The organism is Pseudomonas arvensis (assembly GCF_056688935.1).
In genome coordinates this window covers 6,070,800-6,089,470 of record NZ_CP162038.1, presented here as the reverse complement: position 1 = coordinate 6,089,470, position 18,671 = coordinate 6,070,800, and the positions used below count along the sequence as shown (strand labels likewise).

Genomic DNA, 18,671 nt, shown 5'->3' with positions numbered 1-18,671 from the left:
TGAACTTACACCTGAACTTTTCCGCGCATTGAACACGTCACCATTTACGCCGTCAAGTACGCGCAGCGCGTACGGGCGATTACGTTGTATATCCAGACGGCACCCAGGCACAAATCGTAACTGGTGCGGGTAAAGGTAATAGCCATGTTGCGTTGGTGGGCAGCTATTTGAGCAATGACGACGAAATCATCAATACACCCCAAGGCTCTGCGCTGATTATTCGACGTAAAGGTGTAGAGAAGGCAGAAGATTTTTTGCCGCCCGTTGAAAAAGCTACCGCAATACTTGGCACGATTTAATGGGGGCGCCGTACCACTCGGTTAAATGGCTTCAACTTAATAAATTGGAGAATGCAAATGCCTGAAGGTTATTACATCGGACTTGGCGACAAAACCACTTGCGGCGGGACAGTTCTGGATGGCGACCCAAGAGTCAATATATATGGCCTCCTACATGCTTGTGAAGGCGACCAAGTTACGTGTGGAAAGCATAAAGGGATTTATAAAATCCTCGGCGGTATCTCGCATATGGAAAGCCATGGCAGGCTTATGGCTGGCACGTTGGACAGTTTCAGTAGTTGTCCCTGCCAAGCCAAATTCATTCCCTCGGTGTACACGGCGACCTACAGCAACGAAGGTTATGAAGCGCCAGCAACCAGGCGAACCGTTGAACCGACGTCTTCGACGCTAACCGGCCGCCCCGACGCACCGCGACAATCTGCCTATGCCCCTTCGCACACTCCCGCCCCATCTGCATTGAACGGGGTGCTGGGCCAGGAACCCGGCTTCTATGTCGTGCCCAAGAGCATGAGCCGAGAAGCATTGGAGAACTTGCTTTTCCCCGCACCTGATCCCGACGTAATGAGGAAGTTTCAAGCCCTCAATCCCAAAACTGGCTACGTAAAAGCTGGCGCCATGATCGTGCTTGGCGACCCGAACAACACCACCTGCAGTTATCAGGAAGCACAACTGATGCAGGCCGCTCAACAAGTGGACGCATCGCTGGATCCCCTGACGCCAGATGAAGCTGACTTTCTGTATCGACACGGCGCAGAAATTGCCAGTTTCATTGGCCACACCTCAACTTGGTTAGGTGTCAGCGCAGTAGTGATGGAAAAGCACCTGACCAACCTGCGCGACACACTCCAAGCCATCGAACGCCTGCATCAGGAAAGCTATCGCCAGCATGGTCACCTTAAATCGCCGCAGTTCTTCGCCGAACGCCAGCGCCTGCTCGCGCAGTTGGATGCTCACCTGTTGAACTCCACTCGTCTGCGCGGCCAGACCACTCTGGGCGATCATCCCAAGCTGAAAACGGCGCTCGGGATTTCCAGCCGAAGCTTGGTGCATCACTGGGACAAAGTTGGGGCGCCTGGGCAGATTCCGGGGTATTCCGCTCATGTGGAGGCGATCAGTCGTGCTACCAAATATATGAAGACGGGGGGTTATCTCGCCATTGGCATTGGCGGTGTTTCTTCGGTGCTTGCTATTGAGCAGGTGTGTAGCGGTGATTCTGAGGCGGCTTGCGAGAAGATCAAGTTCACTGAAGGGGGAAAGTTCGGACTTTCTACTGCCCTAGGTGTTGCAGGTGGCGCTTTTGCTAGTTCTGCAAGTGGTTCGATCTGCTTAGCAATCGGCGTAGCTACAGGGGGTGTTGGAGGCGTCGTCTGCGTCGCTGCCATAGTGGGAACTGGCGCATGGGTAGGTACGACTGTCGGTGGTATGGGTGGAGAATATATAGGTGGAAAAATCTACGAGGCCACGCAACCTTGACCAGTATCGATAATTGGAGTCCCTGGGTTGCGATCATTTTTATAGGAGTGCCCGGCCTACTCGCAATTGCCGGTATTGCACACAGTCTGTACCTAAGCCGCTGCCACCTTGATGATATAAAGGAAGCCTTGAAGAGCAGCCGTTACGTTTATCTTTGGGGGCCAAGCCTGGGGCGTCGGGGATTGATTTGGTCTCTCTTGGAAATATCAAAGATTGCCGGAATGGTAGTGTGGCCGAGGGCGTCCATCATTATTGGAGAGGTAAACCCTGCTGACCTTGAACACTTCCCACCTCACCTAAAACGGCATTTAGTCATCAATTTGACGGTGATGGCCACTAGTTTTACCTGGATGATAGTAGTAGCCGTTCTGCTGAAGTTTAGGTAAATCAAACGGGCTTCGCCCGAGGCCCACATCACGGCAGTGCTTGGCAGATCTACAGAAAACTCTCTGATCTGATCGGTCGTATCTCGTGATTTGTGTATACCCGATCATCCAGACGTCTCGTACGGCTTCGCCACGATGCAGGCGAAGAACAAGCAACTGGCGTTCATGACGGGGATTCAGGACAAGTCGATCCAGATCAAGGGCAACCCGGCGCTGGTGATCTGGTTCCAGGGGTTGACCAAGTATCTGAAGCCGAAGAAAAAGAAGAGTTGAGGTTTTTCAGTAAAATCGAGTTGGATTCATCGGGGGCAAGCCCCCTCCCACAGGGGAATGCATTCCAAATGTGGGAGGGGGCTTGCCCCCGATAGCTATCCGACAGGCGCCAGATTCAGCCCTGGCTGAACTGTGAGGCCAACTCGCGCAACAGCACCTCGGCATCCAGCACCTTGCCGACCACTTCCTCAGCCTTGTCGCGGCTCAGGCCCAGGCGCTCCAGCAGCGCATCCGGAATGGCCTCGTCCGGCCCGGAGCCAATCCCCCGGCTGCGCAACAAACGCACCGCCAGACACACCAGGTTCGGATACTCGGCGTACTGCCCGTCGTAGGTCGGGTCGTGCTGGAAGCGCAGGGCGGTGGACAGTTCGTCCGGCATGTCCCAGTAGCGCATCAGCCAGGCGCCGATCTGCTCACGGCTGATGCCCAGCAGGTGTTGTTCCACGTAGCTATGGCACAGGTGCGGGTTGACCTCCAGGTGACGGCAGATCAGCGAGAAGTGCGGCGGGAACACGTGAGCCAGCAGCAGGTAACCGAAGTTGTGCAGCAGGCCGGCCAGGTAGGTCAGGCCGGCTTCGGGGCGCTGGGCGCGGGGCATGGCGCGGGTCAGGCCTTCGATCACGGCGGCGGTGTAGATTGACTGGTGCCAGTACGGCGTGGCCTGGTGCGGGTTGTCCTTGGGCAGGCTCAAGGTCTTGCCCAGGGCCAGGCCCAGTGCCAGGTTGATCACCAGGTCAAAGCCCAGCACCCGTACGATGGCGTCTTCCACCGAGCGGATCTTGCCTGGCGACGCGTAATACGGCGACGCCGCCCAGCTCACCACTTGGGCGGCCAGGGCTGGGTCGGTTTCGACCACGCCGGTGATGTCGTCGATGGTGGCGTTGGGGTCGACGCGCAGCTTGATGATCTTTTGCGCGGTATCGGCCAGCGGCGGAATCTCGATGGTCGCTTCCAGGCGCTGCTGGATACGGCGGGCGGTGAACGCCTGCATCGCCTGGGTGATTTCCTCGCGGTCATCATTGGGGCGGTCGAGGTTCGGGCGGATTTTGCTCAGCGGCTCGCCGAACTGCGCGGCGCTCGCCTTGGTGAGCATGGTCTTGAAAGCGTCACTGGCGATTTCCAGCAGCAGGCCGGCTTCGCCGGAGTGCACCAGCAGGCTTGGCTCATTGAGCAGGCTGTCTTCGTACAGGCACGGCGAACTGGTGAGTGCCGGCAGGCCTGGCAGCAGGTTCAGCTCATGCTTGTCCAGCATGCGTTTGACGCGATCCGGCGACACAGCGATGAGGCGGCGACCGGTGAGTTCGGTGAGGCGGTTGAGGTCGAGCAACTGGTTCTGGGGGAACAGCACCATCAGTGCGCCCACCGCGTCTTCCAGCAGCACGGCCTGCACCTTGCGCGCAGGATTCAGGCCAGGGTGTTCTGCGACTTCCGTGTAGGGGATGGCGAGTTTTGCGAGCAGAGCCCGAATGACCGGCGGGGCGGTCAGTGGGGCTGTGGCGAGGGCAACTTCTGACATGGCCTGATCCAATTTCGTACAGTCACCGAAGTATAACCAGCTTGATACACCTGTAGGTCGCTTAAGTGAGTCAGGCGTCACACTTGGCCGTATTGCTGCCCATGGCGTAGCCAGCGATCGAGCAGCGGGCTGACGTGATCCGGCCAGCGTTCCATGAGGGCTTGCGCCGCATCGCGCACGGCGGGGAGCAAGTCGGCGTCGCGCATCAGGTCGGCGACTTTGAATTGCAGCAGGCCGGTCTGGCGGGTGCCGAGCATTTCGCCTGGGCCGCGCAGTTCGAGGTCTTTTTCGGCAATGACAAACCCGTCGTTGGTCTCGCGCATGATGCCCAGGCGCTGGCGGCCGATCTGTGACAGCGGCGGGTGATACAGCAGCACGCAGTGGCTGGCGGCGCTGCCCCGACCGACGCGGCCGCGCAGTTGGTGCAGTTGCGCCAGGCCCAGGCGCTCGGGGTTTTCAATAATCATCAGGCTGGCGTTGGGCACGTCTACGCCGACTTCGATCACCGTGGTGGCCACCAACAGTTGCAGGTTGCCGGCCTTGAATTCAGCCATCACGGCGGCTTTTTCGGCGGGCTTCATGCGCCCGTGGATCAGGCCCACCTTGAGTTCACCCAAGGCGCTGGTGAGGTCTTCGTAGGTGGTCTCGGCAGCCTGGCAGGTGAGTTCTTCGGACTCTTCGATCAGCGTGCACACCCAGTAAGCCTGGCGCCCTTCGGCACAGGCGCCGCGTACCCGCTCGATCACTTCGACACGCCGGGTGTCGGTGACCAGCACGGTGTTGACCGGGGTGCGGCCGGGCGGCAGTTCGTCGAGGATCGAGGTGTCGAGGTCGGCGTAGGCACTCATGGCCAGGGTGCGTGGGATCGGCGTGGCGGTCATGATCAGCTGGTGCGGGTTCATCCGGCCGCCCACGCCTTTCTGGCGCAGGGCCAGGCGCTGCTGCACGCCGAAGCGGTGTTGTTCGTCGATGATCACCAAGGCCAGGTTCTTGAACTTCACTTCGTCCTGGAACAGCGCGTGGGTGCCCACCACCATCGGTGCGCCGCCGGCGATCTGCTCCAGTGACGCTGCGCGGTTCTTGCCCTTGAGTTTGCCGGCCAGCCACGCGACTTCCAGGCCCAGGGGTTCGAGCCAGCGCTTGAAGGTGATGAAGTGCTGCTCGGCGAGGATCTCGGTGGGTGCCATCAATGCGACCTGGTAACCGGCTTCCAGCGCCTGCAAGGCGGCGAGGGCGGCGACCACGGTTTTGCCTGCGCCCACATCTCCCTGAATCAACCGGAGCATGGGTTCTTTCTGGCTGAGGTCGTAGGCGATTTCATTGCCGACACGTTGCTGGGCGCCAGTCGGCGCAAACCCGAGGTTGGCCAGGTACTGCGCAGGCAGGCGCGTGGCCTTGGGCATCGCCGGGGCGCGCAGGGAACGCATGCTTTCGCGCAGGCGTTGCTGGGACAGCTGATGAGTGAGCAATTCTTCGAAGGCCAGGCGATGTTGGGCCCAGTGGTGACCCAGGGCCAATTCGTCGACATCGGCATCGGCCGGCGGGTGATGCAGGTAGCGAATCGCATCGTCCAGTGGTGCCAGTTGATAGTCGCGAGCCAGCTCCAGTGGCAGCCAGTCGGGCAGGCTTTGCGGGCCAAGCATCGTCAGGGTCTGCGTGCACAGCTGGCGCAGGCGTTGCTGGGTCAGGCCTTCGGTGAGCGGGTAGATGGGCGTGAGGGTGGTGTCCACCGGCGGCGGTTCGTCGCCGGTAATCGCGCGGTATTCCGGGTGGTAGATTTCCAGACCTGAGGCGCCGGGCCGGGCTTCGCCATAGCAGCGCACGCGCGTGCCGCGCTTGAGGCCTTCCTTCTGCGCGTTGCTGAAATGGTAGAAGCGCAGGCTCAGGCCGCCGGTGCCGTCCTGCAGGCGCACGACCAGGCTGCGGCGCTTGCCCATGACCACGTCGGCGCCGCTGACGGTGCCTTCGACTACCGCGTCTTGCCCTGGGCGCAAGTGGCCGATGGGCACCACGCGGGTACGGTCCTGATAACGCAGGGGCAGGTGAAACAATACGTCCTGGAGGTTTTCCAGGCCGACCTTGGCCAGTTTCTCGGCCATGGCTTCACCGACACCCTTGAGTGCCGTCACCGACACCTGCGACAGCTCTGTCATACCGTTGCTTAGCTCGCAGCAGGCGGCTTGGCCACCGAACACAGGCGGATCGAGTCGGCGAGGATCTCAATCGCTTTAGGCCGTGGGAAGCTCGCACGCCAGGCGATTGCCACCGTGCGGAACGGCACCGGCGGTGTGAGCGGTCGCACTGCGATCACGCCAGGGGCGTAGTGATGGCTGTCCACCGCCGACAACGGCAGGATCGAAATGCCCAGGCCGGACGCAACCATGTGGCGAATGGTTTCCAGGGAGCTGGATTCCACGGTGGTGTGCTTGGCGCCGTCGTTGCCTTTGGTCAGCGTCGGGCAGGCTTCCAGCACCTGGTCGCGGAAGCAGTGGCCTTCGCCGAGCAGCAACAGGCTCTTGTCGTTGAGCAGGCCGGCGTCGATGGTGTCTTTCTGCGTCCACGGGTGGGAGGCGGGCATGAGCACGTAGAACGGCTCGTCGTAGAGGGGCAGCGTCAGCACGTCGGCCTCGTTGAACGGCAGCGCGATGATGATGGCGTCCAGCTCGCCGTTGCGCAGTTTGTCGCGCAGCACGTGGGTGAAGTTCTCTTCGATATACAGCGGCATCTGCGGCGCGACGCGGTGCAGTTGCGGGATCAAGTGCGGGAACAGGTAAGGGCCGACGGTGTAGATGGCGCCGACTTTCAGCGGTGCGGTCAGCTGGTTTTTGCCGGCTTGGGCCAGCTCGCGAATGCTTTGCGCTTGTTCCAGGACTTTCTGGGCCTGGGCAACGATGCCTTCGCCCACGGGCGTAAGGCGCACGGCGCTTTTGCTGCGCTCGAAAATCAGCACACCGAGTTCGTCTTCAAGCTTTTTCACGCCCACCGACAGCGTCGGCTGGCTGACGTGGCAACGCTCGGCCGCGTGGCCGAAGTGCTGCTCTTGGGCGAGGGTAACGATGTAGCGTAATTCTGTAAGAGTCATAGCGGGCGTCCATGAGGTTGCGGGCCAAGCATACCGGCTGCAATCGATAGACGCACGTTATCAGAAGTTTGTTGGGGATTGAGCGGGGAATGCAGAGGATTTTGCTGACTGTGGCAAGGGTTGCCCCTTGCCACAGTTATTTTCAGCGGCGACGTTTCTCGATGTTGTACACAAACGGTGCAACGATCTCGACACTGCCGCTTTTCACCATATCGGCCGGTGGCTTGGGCAGTGGCTGGGCACGACGGATCATGTCCAGGGTTGCACGGTCCAGGTCGGCGTTGCCGGAGCGGCCCACCAACTCGTAGGACAGCACATTGCCTTCGGCATCGACCACGAAGCGCAGGCGGTTCAGGCCTTCCTTGCCACGCGCCTGGGCTCCTGGCGGGTACTTCTTGTACTTCTGCAGATGCGCCAGCAGCGTGCCTTCCCAGGATGCCTTGGCTGCAATTTGCTGCGGCGACGGGCCTGGAACCGGCTGGGCCGATTTTTCGGCTGGCGCTTGGGTCGGTGGAGCATCGCTCGGCGGGTCCTCGGAAGGTTTCTCCTTGGGCGGCTCGATCTTTTTCTCTACCGGCTTGGGCGGCTGAGGTTTGGGCTTGGGCTTGACCGGCTTGGGCACCTGGATCGTTGGCTTGGGTGCCTCTGCCAGTTTCGGCAAAGGCAACTCTTCCACCGGTGCAGGCGGCTGCGGTGGCGTGACCACTTTCGGCGGGGCCGGTGGCGGCGGCGCAGGCATCGGCGCCAGGTCAATGACCATGGCGGCCGGTGGCAACTGCACGGTGTGCGGCGCCGACCAATGAAGCGCGATAGCAATCGCGACGGCATGCACGCCCAGCACGACGGCAAGGCTGGTGCCATAACGCGTCAGTTTGTGGCGCGTCGTGATCATTTCTTGGCTGCCGTCTCAAGTCCGACCAGGCCTACCTTGAGGTAGCCGGCTGCCCGCAGGGCATCCATCACCCTCATCAGGTCGCCGTAGTCCACGCCCTTGTCGGCCTGGAAGAAGATCGTCGTGTCTTTTTTGCCTTGGGTCTTGGCGTCGAGCACCTGGCCCAGGGTTTCAGCTTTGACTTCTTCTTCGCCCAGGAACAGGCGTTGGTCTGCCTTGACGCTGAGGAACACCGGCTTCTCAGGCCGCGGCGCAGGCTTTGCGCTGGACGCGGGCAGATCGACCTTGATGTCCACGGTGGCCAAGGGTGCGGCGACCATGAAGATGATCAGCAGTACCAGCATGACGTCGATAAACGGCGTGACGTTGATTTCGTGGTTCTCGACGAGTTCATCGTCGCCTTGATTCAAATGCAGGCCCATGGCCGATTACCCCACTTTCACCATGTGCGGTTGCGAGCTGCGCTCGGTAGGCAGGTGATCGAGGTCGCGGCTGACCAGCAGCAGGACTTCTGCCGACGCGTCCGATACCTGGGCTTTGTAGCCGGCAATCGAACGGGCGAAGACGTTGTAGATCACCACCGCAGGAATTGCCGCAACCAGGCCCAGGGCGGTTGCCAGCAGGGCTTCGGCGATGCCTGGGGCAACGACGGCGAGGTTGGTGGTCTGGGTTTTGGCGATGCCGATAAAGCTGTTCATGATGCCCCACACGGTACCGAACAGGCCGACGAACGGTGCGGTAGAACCGATGGTGGCGAGGACGCCGGTGCCGCTGCTCATGTTACGGCCACAGGCTGCAACCAGGCGCTCAAGGCGGAATGCAACGCGCTCCTTGATGCCTTCTTTTTCGCGGGTATTGGCCGACAGGCGCATTTCTTCCAGCGCGTCGTGCACCAGCGTGTTGGCCAGGGTGCCCTTCTTGGTCGCGCTTTCGCTCGCTTCCTTGAGGGTGGCGGCTTTTTTCAGGTGGACGATTTCAGTACGCAGACGACGCTTGGCACCCAGCAGCTCGAAGCCTTTGGCGATCCAGATGGTCCAGGTGATGATCGAGGCGATGGCCAGGCCGATCATCACGGCTTTCACCACGACGTCTGCGTTCTGGTACATGCCCCATGGGGAAAGGTCGTGGGCCATGCCCAGCGTGTTGTCTTCTTCCAGTACTACGCCGGTTTCGTCGGCGGCAGCAGGGGCTGCAGCCAGGGCCGGGTCGGTGGCGGCTGGCGCAGCAGCGGGAGCGGCCGGGGCTGTAGCGTTGTGCTCGGCGGCAGCCGGGGTGGCTGGGGCGGTGGCATCAGCGAATGCGGCGGTCGGTGCCAGCAATACGCTGAACACCAGCGCTGCAATCGCGCGCCAGGCGCGGGACGGGGTTGGCGAAGCGGGGGTTGTATTACGTGTCATGCTGGCCGGACCTGAGAGGAAAAATGAGTGATCGTCCTACCAGACCCTAAACGGCCGAGGACAAATGGGTGGTCATTATTGCAAGTAATTCTTGTTAACAGAAGTAATACAGTAACTTTATTTGGACTTTTTCTGGCCGCTGGTCAGCCGAGAAGGCTAATCTAGACCTTTGAGAATGGAGTTTTGTGATGTCCGCACCTTCTGTTGTGATTGCCGGATGCGGCGATGTGGGTAGTCGCCTGGCTAGCCAATTGCTGAGCTCGGGATGGGAGGTTCATGGCCTGCGCCGCGATATTTCGCGTCTGCCCGACGGCGTGATCGGCATTGCCGGCGACCTGTTCAACAAAGATTGTCCTGACACCTGGCCCACCGGCGGGGTGGATTACCTGGTGTATTGCGCTGCCGCCACGGATCACGACGAAGCCGGTTATCGCGCCGCTTACGTACAAGGACTGAAACATGTGTTGGAGTGGCTGGATGATTACGGCCAAGTGCCGAAGCACCTGCTGTTTGTATCCAGCAGCAGTGTTTACGGACAGCAGAATGGCGAGCGGGTCGACGAAACGTCGCAGACTCAAGCGAAGGGGTATTCCGGGCAGGTGATGCTGGAGGCTGAGCAGGTCGCGCTCAATAGCGGCATCCCAGCCAGCATTGTGCGCCTGACCGGCATTTATGGCCCCGGCCGCGAGTGGCTGCTGACCCAGGTTCGCCAAGGCTATCGCGTAGCAATCGACCCACCTTTATATGGCAACCGCATTCACGCGGATGATGCGGCGGGCTTGCTGGCGTTTTTGTTGCGTCATGTGGAACAGGGTGGGTCGTTGGACAAGTTCTATATCGGTGTCGACGACGCGCCTGCGCCACTGGCCGAAGTGGTGGACTGGTTGCGCGAGTACCTGGGTGTGACCGAATGGTCCGAAGACGCCAGTGTGCGGCGTGCGGGCAGCAAGCAGTGCAGCAATGCCCGGGTCAAGGCATTGGGATGGAAACCGACCTATCCAAGCTTTCGTGAAGGCTATGCTGCAATCCTTGAAGGAAAGCGCTAACCGAAAAAGGAGCCCGAGCAGACTGTGTGAAAACGCACTGAAGGCCGGCCCAACAAACGCCCCGACTCGTTCGGGGCGTTTGTTTTTATGCCGGCGACAGGCGAAAAAAGGCCTTCTAGCCCATTAGCGCCATCAGTTGGCGGGCCCCGAGCACGTTAATCGCTCGTTTCAGGTTGTAGGCATTCACCGCCAAGGCCATTTCAGCTTTCGTCCCCTCAAGTTGCCGCAGCAAGAAACGACCATTACCCAATAGCCACTGTTTGAGGTTGCCGAAGGGGTGCTCAACGATGGATCTTCGGTTGGCCATCATCTCAGGATGCGCCTGCATCCTTTGCTCCATCCGCTCGAAAGCCTCTTCATGGGCATGTCGTGAGACATAACGACGCTGGGCTCCAGTGCATTGCGCTTTCAGCGCGCAGTTGGCGCAGTCGTCGACGGCGGCCTGATAGATCCGATCACCTTTCGCTGGAAATAGCCGTAGAGATAGAGTTTTAGCTGATCGGCAGGATCATAAGAGGGGCGACCGGTGCCTTTGGGCAACGCCTTATCGAACCCCAACTGCACCAGATCCAGCTTGGCCACGTAGAAGTCTATGACTCGAACGAGGTGATCCTCGGGGATCAGTTCTTCCAGCGAGACCGGGAACAGGCTGGTCTGGCTGCGAGATTCGCCCTGGATGTACGCCATAACGAAAAATGCTCCGTATCTTTCGATACGGAGCATTTTCTTTGAGCTCTGCGCAGATTGCTAGGTTTTCACACAGTCTGCGAGGGCTCCTTTTTTACGGTTTTTCCAGCAGCCACTGTCGTGGCCCAGGTGTAAACGAAGGTACTTCGTCGGCCTGTGCGGTGTTGACTGCCTGGAAAATTTCCAGCTGTTTGCCTTTGCGGACAAAAATCCATGGATTGCCCACGCCGTTGAGTTGCAGCCACATACTGTCGTAGCCGCCGCTCATTGAAGCGCAATCACCTGCCAGGCACAGCGAGTACCGGTCGACACCCGGTAAGCCTGCAACTTTGCCGTCAGCCTGAAACTGCACAGTGGCGCCGTTGCCGAAGCCGTCAGTGATTTTCCAGTCGCCGCCCATATAGGCCGCATACAGTGCGCGTTCGAAGTTCGCGCCCAGTGGCGCACCTTCAGGGGCGGGGTCTTTGGCGCGGGCAAATAGCTGTTCGGGCTCGTTGTCGTTGGCCACTTGCAGCAGCTGCTTGCCTTTGCGCTTGAGTTCAGTGGCGGAGCTGCCGTAGAAATCCACGCTCCAGGCGCCGGATTGTTCGCCGAGCAGCTTGCCTTCGGCAACTTCAAAACCGTTGTAGTAGCGCGCCTGCGCAGCCTTGGAATTGACCTCCCATTCGAGGTTCGGGCCAAAACTCTGCAGTGCTTCACGCAAAGGGCCGCCCTTGGCTGCCGCATCGATGGCGACCTGGTTGATCCAGGTGCCGCTCACATCCAGGTCGGCCGGGTTGCTGGCGCAGCCGCCGAGCATCAGGGCGAGCAACGAAGTGGCTACAAGCGCTTTGCGCATCATGAAATCCTTCTAAAACGAAGTCGGCGCGGCCTGTGAAGGCTGCGCCGGGTGTTTTACTCGATGACCAGGATCGCGTCCATCTCAACCTGTGCGCCCTTTGGCAGGGCAGCAACGCCGATGGCGGCGCGGGCTGGGTAAGGCTGTTCGAAGTATTTGCCCATGATCTCGTTGACCTTGGCGAAGTGGCTCAGGTCGGTGAGGAAGATGTTCAGCTTGACGATGTCCTTGAACGAACCGCCCGCCGCTTCGGCTACAGACTTGAGGTTTTCGAAGACCTGCACGGTCTGTGCTTCGAAGCCCTCCACCAGTTCCATGGTCTTCGGGTCCAGCGGGATCTGGCCGGACATGTAGACAGTGTTGCCCGCCTTGATCGCCTGGGAATAAGTGCCGATGGCCGCCGGGGCCTTGTCGCTGGTGATAACAGTCTTGGTCATGAATGACTCCTTGTAAGAGGGTGGGTTATGCACGCATGCGGGTGATGCGGATCACACCGGTCAAGGCGCGCAGCTTCTTGATCACGCGGGCCAGGTGCACGCGGTCGTGAACGCTGACCACCAGTTGGACCACGCTGATGCGACCATCGCGTTCGTCCATGCTGATTTTTTCGATATTGCCGTCGGCCGCGTTGACGCTGCTGGCCAGCAGGGCGATCAGGCCGCGCTGGTGTTCCAGCTCCACGCGCAGCTCGACGTTGAATTCGCCGGTGACATCCTTGGCCCATGAGAGCTGGATGCATTTTTCCGGGTTGTGACGGATTTCGGTGATGTTGCGGCAGTTGTCCAGGTGCACGACCATACCTTTGCCTGCGGACAGGTGGCCGACAATCGGGTCGCCCGGGATTGGCGTGCAGCACTTGGCATAGCTGAGCACCAGGCCCTCGGTGCCGCGAATCGCCAGCGGGCCTTCGGGGCTTGGCAGCTGCTCGCCTTCGCCCAGCAGGCGGCGAGCGACCACATAGGCCATGCGGTTGCCCAGGCCGATGTCTTCCAGCAGGTCCTCGACGGTTTCCTGGCGATACTCGTGGAGCATCGCTTGCACGCGCTCCTGCGGGATTTTGTCCAGGGCGCTGTCGAAGCCGTTGAGTACCTTGTTCAGCAGGCGTTCGCCTAGGCTGATGGACTCGGAGCGACGCTGCAGTTTGAGGGCGTGACGAATGTGCGTGCGCGCCTTGCCGGTAACCACGAAGTTGAGCCATGCCGGGTTCGGGCGTGCGCCCGGTGCGCTGACGATCTCCACGGTGGAGCCGCTTTGCAGCGGCTCAGACAGCGGGGCGAGACGACGATTGATCCGACAGGCGATGCAGCTGTTGCCCACGTCGGTATGCACCGCGTAAGCGAAGTCGACCGCCGTGGAGCCTTTGGGCAGCTCCATGATCCGGCCTTTGGGCGTGAACACATAGACCTCGTCCGGGAACAGGTCGATCTTCACGCTTTCGATAAATTCCAGCGAGTTGCCGGCACGTTGCTGCATTTCCAGCACGCCTTTGACCCACTGGCGAGCGCGGGCATGGGTGCCTTTTGGCTGCTCGTCGCCGCTGGATTTGTACAGCCAGTGGGCGGCGATGCCGTTGTTGGCCATCTCTTCCATTTCGCGGGTGCGGATCTGGATCTCGATCGGCACGCCGTGCATACCGAACAGCGTGGTATGCAGTGACTGATAGCCGTTGGCCTTGGGAATCGCGATGTAGTCCTTGAAGCGGCCCGGCAGGGGTTTGTACAAATTATGTACAGCGCCCAACACGCGGTAGCAGGTATCGACCTTGTCGACGATGATCCGGAATGCGTACACATCCATGATTTCGTTGAAGGCCCGACGCTTGCCGCGCATCTTCTTGTAGATGCCGTAGATGTGCTTCTGCCGGCCGCTGACCTCGCCCTCAATCTCGTCGATCGCCAGGCAGTGGCTTAGCGACTCTTCGATCTTGTTGACGATTTCCTTGCGATTGCCACGGGCGCGCTTGACCGCCTGGTAGATGCGCGCCGAACGCATCGGGTGCATGGCCTTGAAGCCGAGGTCTTCGAACTCGATACGAATGGCGTGCATGCCCAGCCGGTTGGCGATGGGCGCGTAGATTTCCAGGGTTTCCTTGGCGATGCGCCGGCGTTTTTCGCCGGACAGCACTTCCAGCGTGCGCATGTTGTGCAGCCGGTCGGCCAGCTTGACCAGGATCACCCGGATATCCCGGGCCATGGCCATGGCCATCTTCTGGAAGTTTTCCGCCTGGGCTTCGGCCTTGGTCTCGAAGTTCATCTGGGTCAGTTTGCTGACCCCATCGACCAGTTCGGCCACGGTTTCGCCAAATTGCGCGCTGAGCGCTTCCTTGGCGATGCCGGTGTCTTCGATCACGTCATGCAGCATCGCGGCCATCAGGCTCTGATGGTCCATGTGCATGTCAGCGAGAATATTTGCCACCGCAAGAGGATGGGTGACATACGCCTCACCGCTACGGCGGCGTTGGCCGTCGTGGGCTTGTTCGGCGTAGAAATACGCTCGGCGGACCAGGTTGACCTGGTCGGGGCCGAGGTAGGTCGATAAGCGATCGGCGAGGGCGTCTATGCTCGGCAAGATGTGAACTCCTGCCGAAGGCTTTGACCCCGCGCCGTGCTACGTCGACCAGGCATAGGCTTAGACGGCCTCGTTGGACTCGTCCTCGAACGCTGCAAACAGCGGTTCGTCTTCAACGATTTCAGCGTTGGCGATGAACTCGTAGCTCATCAGGCCTTCAGCGATTTCACGCAGGGCTACAACGGTAGGCTTGTCGTTTTCCCACTGGACCAGAGGCTCTTTGCCGCCAGTGGCCAGTTGACGGGCACGCTTGGTAGAGAGCATGACCAGCTCAAAGCGGTTTGCCACGTGGTCTAGGCAGTCTTCAACGGTTACGCGGGCCATGATATTCCTCGGAGCGGATGCAAGATGCGCGCTGCCCGGTTGGGCGAGCGGACTAAACAGTTTAAAAAATCACCAGCGTTTAGGGAAGCGCTGATTTTTCGCAAGCCCTCGCAAAACCGCTGCAAGTGCCAATGTAAAGCCCTTGCAGCGGTTTTGGGAAGCGCTAATCAGCCGAGTAATTCGGCCAGTAACTTACCGAAACGCTGCTGTTGACGCTTTTGCTGGAGCTGATTAGTGCGGAAAATTGCCTTCAGATCATCCAGTGCGTGGGAAAAATCGTCGTTGATGATCAGGTAATCGTAGTCGACGTAGTGGCTCATTTCGCTGACGGCTTCACGCATGCGCCCTTCGATGATCTCGTCGCTGTCCTGCCCGCGGTTGGTCAGGCGCTGGTGCAAGGCTTCAAGCGAAGGCGGCAGGATGAAGATCGAGCGCGCCTGGGGCATCAGCTTGCGTACTTGCTCGGCGCCCTGCCAGTCGATTTCCAGGATCAGGTCGTGGCCTTCGTCCAGGGTCTGCTGCAGGTGGCTTTGCGAGGTGCCGTAGAGGTTGCCGAATACCTCGGCGCGCTCCAGGAAGTCGCCGTGTTCGATCATCTTGACGAACTCGGTGCGCTCGACGAAGTGATAGTGCACGCCGTTCACCTCGCCCGGGCGCATGGCGCGGGTGGTGTGGGAGACCGAGATGCGGATCTGTTCGTCAGCGTCGGTCAGGGCCTTGACCAGGCTGCTCTTGCCCGCGCCCGAAGGGGCGGAAATGATGTAAAGGGTGCCGGTGCTGTGGGTCATGAAGGTTGCCTTACTCAATATTCTGTACTTGTTCGCGCATCTGCTCGATCAACACTTTGAGGTTGACCGCAGCCGTAGTGCTGCGCGGGTCGAAAGCTTTGGAGCCGAGTGTATTGGCTTCGCGGTTGAGTTCCTGCATCAGGAAGTCCAGGCGCCGACCGGCGGCGCCGCCGGATTTGAGTACGCGGCGCACTTCGAGGATGTGGGTGCTCAGGCGATCCAGCTCTTCGGCGACGTCGCTCTTCTGGGCCAGCAGGACCATTTCCTGCTCCAAGCGCGTCGGGTCGAGGTCTGCCTTCATGTCGGTGAAGCGGTCGAGGACCTTCTGGCGCTGGGTGGCGAGCATCTGCGGCACCAGCTCGCGCAAGGTGATCACGTCGGCTTCTATCGAGGTCAGGCGCTCGTTGATGAGGCGGGCCAGTTCGCTGCCTTCGCGTTCGCGGCCGGCCTTGAGTTCCTTCAAGCCCTGGGTGAACAGGGCGAGGGCTTCGGCGTTGAGGGCTTGCGGGTCGGTGGCATCGGCCACCAGCACGCCTGGCCAGGCCAGCACTTCCAGGGGGTTCAATGCGGCGGGTTGCTTGATCAGCCCGGCGATGGTCTCGGCGGCGGCGACCAGTTGCGCAGCGCGCTCGCGATCCACTTGCAGTGGTTTGCCGGTGGTCTCTTCGGTAAAGCGCAGGGTGCATTCCAGCTTGCCGCGGGAGATGCCCTGGCGCAGGGCTTCACGCACGGCGCCTTCGAGGTCGCGGAATGATTCCGGCAGGCGCAGGTGCGGCTCCAGGTAGCGGCTGTTGACCGAGCGCAGCTCCCAGCTCAAGGTGCCTTGGGCGCCGGCTTTTTCGACGCGGGCGAAGGCGGTCATGCTGTGCACCATGGAGGTACCTCGCGATGCAGCCCCGAAAACACGGGCTGATGGTTAAGAAGGCGCAGGATTGTAGCGCAGTGGGGCGAGCGCGCCCAAACAATGGGCGATAGGCTGTCCATTCGTAACCGGATTTTTTAGCAGTGCCCCGAATCGGTTCGCGGCTCTATAATGCCCGGCAGTTTTTCGTCCTCAGTACAGGTATCCCCTATGAAACGTCCAAGTGGTCGCGCTGCCGATCAGCTCCGCTCGATCCGCATCACCCGCAACTACACCAAACACGCCGAGGGATCTGTACTGGTCGAGTTTGGCGATACCAAGGTGATTTGCACCGTCAGCGTCGAAAATGGCGTGCCGCGCTTCCTCAAGGGCCAGGGCCAGGGTTGGTTGACCGCCGAGTACGGCATGCTGCCGCGCGCCACTGGCGAGCGTAACCAGCGTGAAGCCAGCCGTGGCAAGCAGGGCGGCCGCACCCTGGAAATCCAGCGCCTGATCGGTCGTTCCCTGCGTGCAGCCCTGGACATGTCCAAGCTGGGCGACGTGACCCTGTACGTAGACTGCGACGTGATCCAGGCCGATGGCGGCACCCGTACCGCGTCCATCACCGGCGCGATGGTGGCCCTGGTCGACGCACTGAAAGTGATCAAGAAACGTGGCGGCCTGAAAGGCGGCGACCCGCTCAAGCAGATGATCGCTGCCGTATCGGTTGGCATGTACCAGGGCGAGCCTGTGCTGGACCTGGACTACCTGGAAGACTCGGCTGCCGAGACTGACCTGAACGTCGTGATGACCAGCACCGGTGGTTTCATCGAAGTGCAGGGCACCGCCGAAGGCGCGCCATTCCAGCCGGCCGAACTGAATGCAATGCTGGCCCTGGCCCAGAAAGGCATGACCGAAATCTTCGAACTGCAGAACGCCGCACTGGCTGACTAAGCCGCCTTCAAGGAGAAGCGCCATGAGTGACAGTCAAATGCCGGTCCCGGCACCGACCAAGGAAGTTCGCCAGTGGGCGATGTTGTGTCACTTCGCGGCGTTTCTGGGGTTGGTATTCCCCTTTGGCAGCCTGTTGGGGCCGCTGATCGTGTGGCAGATCAAGAAGGATATGGACCCGCTTATCGATGATCAGGGCAAGGAAGCCCTGAATTTCCAGATTACCGTGGCCATCGCCTGGCTGGTCTGCATGGTGCTGGGTTTTGTGGTGATCGGCTTTGTGCTGATGTTGGTGCTGGTGGTTGCAGCGCTGGTGCTGACCATCATTGGTGGCGTTAAAGCCAATAACGGCACGGCTTACCGATACCCCTGGACCTGGCGTCTGGTCAAATAATGATCGCCCACAAAAAAACCGACAGCGATGTCGGTTTTTTTGTGCCTGGAGAAAGACCTTAGATGGTCAGTGTCCAGTCGTAGTCCACGATCAGCGGCGCATGTTGCGAGAAGCGCGGCTGGCGTGGCAAGCGTGCGCTGCGAACAAACCGGCGCAGACCTGGGGTCAGCAACTGGTAGTCGAAACGCCAGCCCAGATTAAGCATCTCGGCCTGTTCGTTATCCGGCCACCAGCTATACTGGTCGCCTTCACGGCTGACTTCGCGCAGGGCATCCACATAGCCCATATTGCCGACAATCTCGTCCATCCAGGCCCGTTCCGGCGCCAGGAAGCCTGGGGATTGCTGGCTGTCGCGCCAGTTCTTGATATCCAGCTTCTGTTGCGCCACGTACAGCGAGCCACAGTAAATGTACTCGCGACGTTTACGCCGCTGCTTATCCAGATAACGGGCGAAATCGTCCATTAGCTTGAACTTCTGGTTCAAGTCTTCATCGCCGTTCTGCCCCGAAGGAAGCAGCAAGGTCGCGATGCTGACCTTGTCGAAATCGGCTTGCAGGTAGCGCCCGTAGCGGTCGGCTGTCTCGAAGCCGAGGCCGCTGATGACCGCCTTGGGTTGCAACCGCGAGTACAAAGCCACGCCACCTTGGGTGGGCACTTCGGCATCGCAGGCATAAAGGAAGTAGCCATCCAGTTGGAAGGCTGGGTCGTCCAGTTCAAAGGCGGAGGCGCGGGTGTCCTGCAGGCAGATGACGTCGGCATTCTGAGCTTGCAGCCAACTGAGCAAACCACGCTCGACTGCAGCCTGAATACCATTAACGTTCACACTGATGATCCGCATAAATGGCCCCAAAAATCGCGTGCGTGTATGATACACGCCGTCTACCTAATTAGCTAAATCCGTGGTATCTGAGGCTTT

19 protein-coding genes and 2 pseudogenes are annotated in these 18,671 nt (G+C 60.2%); 6 read left to right on the top strand and 15 right to left on the bottom strand.

Annotated elements, in window-relative coordinates; all coding sequences use genetic code 11:
* The first annotated feature begins 167 nt into the window (after positions 1 to 167).
* The 3 genes and pseudogenes from AB3G88_RS27855 to AB3G88_RS27845 all read left to right on the top strand — a co-directional run.
* Complete coding sequence (locus AB3G88_RS27855; RefSeq protein WP_480452563.1) at positions 168 to 299, top strand: hypothetical protein; 132 nt, start codon at positions 168 to 170, stop codon at positions 297 to 299.
* Positions 300 to 356: 57 nt separating this feature from the next.
* Positions 357 to 1,772, top strand: coding sequence for a PAAR domain-containing protein (locus AB3G88_RS27850; RefSeq protein WP_400525636.1), 1,416 nt, complete (start codon positions 357 to 359; stop codon positions 1,770 to 1,772).
* A gap of 497 nt (positions 1,773 to 2,269) precedes the next feature.
* Positions 2,270 to 2,431, top strand: a pseudogene (locus AB3G88_RS27845) (helicase); the annotation flags it as partial.
* A 115-nt stretch (positions 2,432 to 2,546) separates the two neighbouring features.
* Here AB3G88_RS27845 and AB3G88_RS27840 read toward each other — a convergent pair.
* The 6 genes from AB3G88_RS27840 to exbB form a co-directional block, all read right to left on the bottom strand.
* Complete coding sequence (locus tag AB3G88_RS27840; protein WP_099586025.1) at positions 2,547 to 3,947, bottom strand: aminoacyl-tRNA deacylase and HDOD domain-containing protein; 1,401 nt, start codon at positions 3,945 to 3,947, stop codon at positions 2,547 to 2,549.
* Between the two features lie 77 nt (positions 3,948 to 4,024).
* Positions 4,025 to 6,100, bottom strand: a complete 2,076-nt coding sequence (recG, locus tag AB3G88_RS27835) for an ATP-dependent DNA helicase RecG (protein ID WP_112196885.1) — start codon at positions 6,098 to 6,100, stop codon at positions 4,025 to 4,027.
* Between the two features lie 8 nt (positions 6,101 to 6,108).
* Positions 6,109 to 7,029, bottom strand: a complete 921-nt coding sequence (locus AB3G88_RS27830) for a hydrogen peroxide-inducible genes activator (RefSeq protein ID WP_003213305.1) — start codon at positions 7,027 to 7,029, stop codon at positions 6,109 to 6,111.
* 142 nt (positions 7,030 to 7,171) lie between these two features.
* The gene (locus tag AB3G88_RS27825) at positions 7,172 to 7,921 is read right to left on the bottom strand and encodes a TonB family protein (protein WP_099586024.1); all 750 of its coding nucleotides are present in this window, start codon (positions 7,919 to 7,921) and stop codon (positions 7,172 to 7,174) included.
* Positions 7,918 to 8,343, bottom strand: a complete 426-nt coding sequence (exbD, locus tag AB3G88_RS27820) for a TonB system transport protein ExbD (protein ID WP_480452559.1) — start codon at positions 8,341 to 8,343, stop codon at positions 7,918 to 7,920. The genes AB3G88_RS27825 and exbD overlap by 4 nt, the downstream gene beginning before the upstream one ends.
* Positions 8,344 to 8,349: 6 nt before the next feature.
* Positions 8,350 to 9,318 (bottom strand): tonB-system energizer ExbB, encoded by a 969-nt coding sequence (gene exbB, locus AB3G88_RS27815; RefSeq protein ID WP_112192764.1) that lies wholly within the window; start codon positions 9,316 to 9,318, stop codon positions 8,350 to 8,352.
* Between the two features lie 188 nt (positions 9,319 to 9,506).
* Here exbB and AB3G88_RS27810 point away from each other — a divergent pair, with 188 nt between their 5' ends.
* Positions 9,507 to 10,364, top strand: coding sequence for an SDR family oxidoreductase (locus AB3G88_RS27810; RefSeq protein ID WP_480452556.1), 858 nt, complete (start codon positions 9,507 to 9,509; stop codon positions 10,362 to 10,364).
* Positions 10,365 to 10,479: 115 nt separating this feature from the next.
* Here AB3G88_RS27810 and AB3G88_RS27805 read toward each other — a convergent pair.
* The 8 genes and pseudogenes from AB3G88_RS27805 to AB3G88_RS27770 form a co-directional block, all read right to left on the bottom strand.
* Positions 10,480 to 10,827 (bottom strand): annotated as a pseudogene (locus tag AB3G88_RS27805) (transposase); the annotation flags it as partial.
* A complete protein-coding gene (locus tag AB3G88_RS27800; RefSeq protein ID WP_480452554.1) occupies positions 10,773 to 11,051 on the bottom strand; it encodes a transposase in 279 nt (92 codons plus the stop codon). The gene AB3G88_RS27800 and the pseudogene AB3G88_RS27805, both read right to left, overlap by 55 nt.
* A 94-nt stretch (positions 11,052 to 11,145) precedes the next feature.
* Complete coding sequence (locus AB3G88_RS27795) at positions 11,146 to 11,889, bottom strand: hypothetical protein (protein ID WP_099586021.1); 744 nt, start codon at positions 11,887 to 11,889, stop codon at positions 11,146 to 11,148.
* A gap of 56 nt (positions 11,890 to 11,945) precedes the next feature.
* On the bottom strand, positions 11,946 to 12,326 hold the full coding sequence (locus AB3G88_RS27790; RefSeq protein ID WP_003176922.1) for a deaminase RidA: 381 nt from the start codon (positions 12,324 to 12,326) through the stop codon (positions 11,946 to 11,948).
* A 25-nt stretch (positions 12,327 to 12,351) separates the two neighbouring features.
* Positions 12,352 to 14,457: a bifunctional GTP diphosphokinase/guanosine-3',5'-bis pyrophosphate 3'-pyrophosphohydrolase gene (gene spoT / locus AB3G88_RS27785; protein ID WP_032884411.1), complete on the bottom strand. Its 2,106-nt coding sequence runs from the start codon at positions 14,455 to 14,457 to the stop codon at positions 12,352 to 12,354.
* Between the two features lie 60 nt (positions 14,458 to 14,517).
* Entirely contained in the window at positions 14,518 to 14,781 is a 264-nt protein-coding gene (rpoZ, locus tag AB3G88_RS27780) for a DNA-directed RNA polymerase subunit omega (protein ID WP_017735757.1), read from the bottom strand.
* 167 nt (positions 14,782 to 14,948) lie between these two features.
* A complete protein-coding gene (gene gmk, locus AB3G88_RS27775) occupies positions 14,949 to 15,569 on the bottom strand; it encodes a guanylate kinase (RefSeq protein ID WP_092355860.1) in 621 nt (206 codons plus the stop codon).
* 10 nt (positions 15,570 to 15,579) lie between these two features.
* Positions 15,580 to 16,443 (bottom strand): YicC/YloC family endoribonuclease, encoded by an 864-nt coding sequence (locus AB3G88_RS27770; RefSeq protein ID WP_191946698.1) that lies wholly within the window; start codon positions 16,441 to 16,443, stop codon positions 15,580 to 15,582.
* Between the two features lie 198 nt (positions 16,444 to 16,641).
* Between AB3G88_RS27770 and rph the strand changes: the two genes are divergently transcribed.
* A complete protein-coding gene (gene rph, locus AB3G88_RS27765) occupies positions 16,642 to 17,364 on the top strand; it encodes a ribonuclease PH (protein ID WP_016975928.1) in 723 nt (240 codons plus the stop codon).
* A 22-nt stretch (positions 17,365 to 17,386) separates the two neighbouring features.
* Positions 17,387 to 17,755, top strand: a complete 369-nt coding sequence (locus tag AB3G88_RS27760) for a DUF4870 domain-containing protein (RefSeq protein ID WP_480452551.1) — start codon at positions 17,387 to 17,389, stop codon at positions 17,753 to 17,755.
* A gap of 58 nt (positions 17,756 to 17,813) precedes the next feature.
* Here AB3G88_RS27760 and AB3G88_RS27755 read toward each other — a convergent pair whose 3' ends face one another.
* Positions 17,814 to 18,593, bottom strand: coding sequence for a catabolite repression control protein Crc (locus AB3G88_RS27755; protein ID WP_003195493.1), 780 nt, complete (start codon positions 18,591 to 18,593; stop codon positions 17,814 to 17,816).
* Positions 18,594 to 18,671 lie beyond the last annotated feature (78 nt).

What these genes read in the sequence shown, in the direction of transcription:
- AB3G88_RS27850 (WP_400525636.1), top strand. Translation starts at nt 357, where the DNA reads ATGCCTGAAGGTTATTACATCGGACTTGGCGACAAAACCACTTGCGGC.
- AB3G88_RS27840 (WP_099586025.1), bottom strand. Translation starts at nt 3,947, where the DNA reads ATGTCAGAAGTTGCCCTCGCCACAGCCCCACTGACCGCCCCGCCGGTC.
- recG (WP_112196885.1), bottom strand. Translation starts at nt 6,100, where the DNA reads ATGACAGAGCTGTCGCAGGTGTCGGTGACGGCACTCAAGGGTGTCGGT.
- AB3G88_RS27830 (WP_003213305.1), bottom strand. Translation starts at nt 7,029, where the DNA reads ATGACTCTTACAGAATTACGCTACATCGTTACCCTCGCCCAAGAGCAG.
- AB3G88_RS27825 (WP_099586024.1), bottom strand. Translation starts at nt 7,921, where the DNA reads ATGATCACGACGCGCCACAAACTGACGCGTTATGGCACCAGCCTTGCC.
- exbD (WP_480452559.1), bottom strand. Translation starts at nt 8,343, where the DNA reads ATGGGCCTGCATTTGAATCAAGGCGACGATGAACTCGTCGAGAACCAC.
- exbB (WP_112192764.1), bottom strand. Translation starts at nt 9,318, where the DNA reads ATGACACGTAATACAACCCCCGCTTCGCCAACCCCGTCCCGCGCCTGG.
- AB3G88_RS27810 (WP_480452556.1), top strand. Translation starts at nt 9,507, where the DNA reads ATGTCCGCACCTTCTGTTGTGATTGCCGGATGCGGCGATGTGGGTAGT.
- AB3G88_RS27800 (WP_480452554.1), bottom strand. Translation starts at nt 11,051, where the DNA reads ATGGCGTACATCCAGGGCGAATCTCGCAGCCAGACCAGCCTGTTCCCG.
- AB3G88_RS27795 (WP_099586021.1), bottom strand. Translation starts at nt 11,889, where the DNA reads ATGCGCAAAGCGCTTGTAGCCACTTCGTTGCTCGCCCTGATGCTCGGC.
- AB3G88_RS27790 (WP_003176922.1), bottom strand. Translation starts at nt 12,326, where the DNA reads ATGACCAAGACTGTTATCACCAGCGACAAGGCCCCGGCGGCCATCGGC.
- rpoZ (WP_017735757.1), bottom strand. Translation starts at nt 14,781, where the DNA reads ATGGCCCGCGTAACCGTTGAAGACTGCCTAGACCACGTGGCAAACCGC.
- gmk (WP_092355860.1), bottom strand. Translation starts at nt 15,569, where the DNA reads ATGACCCACAGCACCGGCACCCTTTACATCATTTCCGCCCCTTCGGGC.
- AB3G88_RS27770 (WP_191946698.1), bottom strand. Translation starts at nt 16,443, where the DNA reads ATGGTGCACAGCATGACCGCCTTCGCCCGCGTCGAAAAAGCCGGCGCC.
- rph (WP_016975928.1), top strand. Translation starts at nt 16,642, where the DNA reads ATGAAACGTCCAAGTGGTCGCGCTGCCGATCAGCTCCGCTCGATCCGC.
- AB3G88_RS27760 (WP_480452551.1), top strand. Translation starts at nt 17,387, where the DNA reads ATGAGTGACAGTCAAATGCCGGTCCCGGCACCGACCAAGGAAGTTCGC.
- AB3G88_RS27755 (WP_003195493.1), bottom strand. Translation starts at nt 18,593, where the DNA reads ATGCGGATCATCAGTGTGAACGTTAATGGTATTCAGGCTGCAGTCGAG.